2 protein-coding genes and 1 pseudogene are annotated in these 2,695 nt (G+C 76.9%); all 3 read right to left on the minus strand.

Translation table 11 applies throughout. The features are described from left to right. Window positions 1-230: 230 nt before the first annotated feature. Window positions 231-980 carry a TIGR04222 domain-containing membrane protein gene (locus ACWDVG_RS31535; protein WP_451704348.1) on the minus strand — a complete coding sequence of 250 codons (750 nt, stop codon included), beginning with the start codon at window positions 978-980 and terminating at the stop codon, window positions 231-233. Window positions 981-1,031: 51 nt separating this feature from the next. Next, complete coding sequence (locus ACWDVG_RS31540) at window positions 1,032-2,063, minus strand: TIGR04222 domain-containing membrane protein (RefSeq protein WP_451704346.1); 1,032 nt, start codon at window positions 2,061-2,063, stop codon at window positions 1,032-1,034. Next, window positions 2,060-2,479 (minus strand): annotated as a pseudogene (locus ACWDVG_RS31545) (endonuclease); the annotation flags it as partial. The gene ACWDVG_RS31540 and the pseudogene ACWDVG_RS31545, both read right to left, overlap by 4 nt. Window positions 2,480-2,695 lie beyond the last annotated feature (216 nt).

The following is a 2,695-nucleotide window of genomic DNA, read 5'->3' on the forward strand; positions in this document are numbered from 1 at the left end:
TAAACAAACAAATCATTATTATATATTTTTTTTTTTATGTGTTTTAGAATAGAGGTGTTGCGGTTGCGGGCCGCCGCCCCCCCGCCCCGCCCCCCCCCGCCACCCCCTCGACCCGGAAGATCAGACGGCAGGCGGGACCAGCATGCCTGCCGCTCCAGCGACACCGGGTCCGGCTCCGGGTGCGGCGCGCGTCACGCGCGCCGCACCGGCGTCCCCTCCCGCGCCCGCCCTCAGGCCGGCGCGACGGCGCGGCTCCCCAGTGCCGCGCGCAGCTCCGGCTCCAGGACCCCCGGCCCGCGCGTCGCGAACGCCGTGAGCGGATCGGCCGACGACAGCCCCGAGAGCAGCCGCTGCCCGGCCGGAGACGCCCAACGGGTCTGCGGGTAGACGTCGACCCGGCCGATCAGCAGACAGAGCCCCGACGCCACCACCGGCAGCGTGAACAGGGAGACCACCACGGTCCTTTCACCCGCCGGTACGAGCAGCGCGGCGGCCACGCCGAGCAGCAGGGCCAGCAGGAAGGCCCCCCGGACCGTCCGCACCCCCGCCGCGAACGCGCGCCGCTCCGCCGCGGGCACGGCGAGCCCCCGCGCCACGAGCCCTTCCTCCAGGAGCCGCACCGGCTCGGCCGCGGCGACCACCGGCCGTACCGCGTCGACCGGGCACTGGCCCCCGGGGCCGATCGCCCCGACCACCTCCCGCTCCAAGGCGTCCCCGCCCGAGGCGTCGACGACCGTCGCCCAGCCGGTGTGCGCCAGCAGCAGCCGCCGCGCCCTGTGCATCGTGACGAGGGTCAGATCGGTGACCCGCAGTGGCCCGCCGGCCAGGAACGCCGCCTCGCGCAGGGTCAGTTCGGGCGCGGGCGCGACCGGACCGCCCCCGGCGGCCGGCCGGTCGGCCGCGAGCGCCGCCCGGCACACGCGCGCGCAGCCGGCGCCGGCGACGACGCACGCCACGAGGAGGAGCGGGACCCAGAGCACGATCGAGTTGTACGGGACGGAGGGCCGCCCCGCCACTCGTATTCCTCTCCGTCAACCGCTGGAGCTGGAACAGGAACTGCCGCCCGAGCTGGAGCTGGAGCAGGAACTCCCGCCCGAGCTGGAGCTCGAACAGCTTGACCCCCCGCTCGAACAGGACCCGCTCGAACACGAACCGCCACCGGAGCACGATCCGCCGCCTGAGCACGACCCGGACGAGCCGGAGCCGCCGCCCCCGCAGGAACTCCCCGTCGCGCACCACACGACCGCCGTGGCGCCCAGCGCGGCCGCCGAGTCGAAGGGGTGCGGCGCCGAGGACCCGCGGCCCCCGCGCCGCGGCGGCCCGTACACCCGCGCCGCCGCGAGCAGTTGCTCGCGCAGCATCGGGTCGGGCAGGCCCCGCAGCCCGAACAGGGCGACCAGGTGGCCCGCGTCGGCGAGAGGGGCGTGCGCCTGCGCGTACGCGGAGAGGGCCCGCCGCCCGGCCGGGGTCAGCGCCCCCGCCGTGGACGCGGCGCACGCGATGGCGGTGGCGCCGCAGGCGATCAGCAGCGGCAGCATCTTGACCACGAACGGGATCGACACGTCCTCGGCGTCGGAGGCCGCGAACTCGGCGACGGTGAGGAAGCCGGAGACCGGGAGGAACAGGAAGGCCGAGAGTCCGAGCACGAAACACCACATGCGGATGGTGCGCCGGGCGGCCGGCGTCACCATGAGCCCGCGGGCCGCGAGCGCGTCCCCGATCTCCTGCACCGCCGGGTGCCGCATGACGGCGAGCCGCAGATGGTGCAGGGCCCCGTGGGGCGCGGCCGCGTGCTCCTGGAGCACGGCCCGTTCCACCGGGTCGTGGGCGACCGGGCGGACGACGGCCACGATCCCGGGCCCGCCGATCGTGACCCTGCCGTCCGCGTGCAGCGAGGCGAGGGCGGCGTCGACGACCCGGGCGGGGCCGCCGTTCAGGAACGCGGCCTCGTGGCGGTCGTGCACGGTGCCGCCCGCGCCGCCGGTCGTCCGGACCACGCGGGTGATGAGCAGAGCGATGCCGACGGCACCGGCGACGTACAGGACGACGGTGAGGACGTTCATCGACGGTCCCCCTTCCGGAGTACCCGGCGTGCCGCCCGCGCCCAGCGGACGGCGCGGCGCGGCGGACGGCTGCCGGAACGGTCCCGCCACCACTCGGTGAGCCGCGCCCGCGCCGCCGGGTCCTCCGGACGGTCGGCGACCAGCAGGTGTTCGGCGAAGTCGAGCGCGTCACGGCGGTAGCCGCCGGTCATCGGGCGGGTCCTCGCGTATCCGAGGAACGCTTTCCGGTACCCCTCGCCGAGGATCTCCGGCAGTTCCGGGGCCACCTTCGCCACGACCCCGGCCCGCTTGGCGGCCAGCGCCCGGCTCTGCACCCCGAGCCGCCGCGTGTCGAACCCCTCGGGCGCGGGCGTCCCGGCCACGAGCGCCGACAGCAGCGCCGCCTGCGCCACCCCGACGCGCTGCCGGGCCTCGTCCCGGGACGAGGACGCCCGAGGTCCGGGCCCGCCTGCGGGGACGTACGGGGAGGGGACGGGGTCGCCCGGGTCACCCGGCGCGCGCGGGGCCGTCGGCGCGGCGGCCGGGGGCGGCACCGTCGCCGCTGCCCCCCCCGCCGCCCCCCCGCCCGTGCTGCGCGGCGTCGGGCCGCCCGCCGCGCGGGGGCCCGCGCCGCTCTACGGGGCGGGCCGTTC

This window comes from Streptomyces sp. NPDC003327, assembly GCF_053589515.1.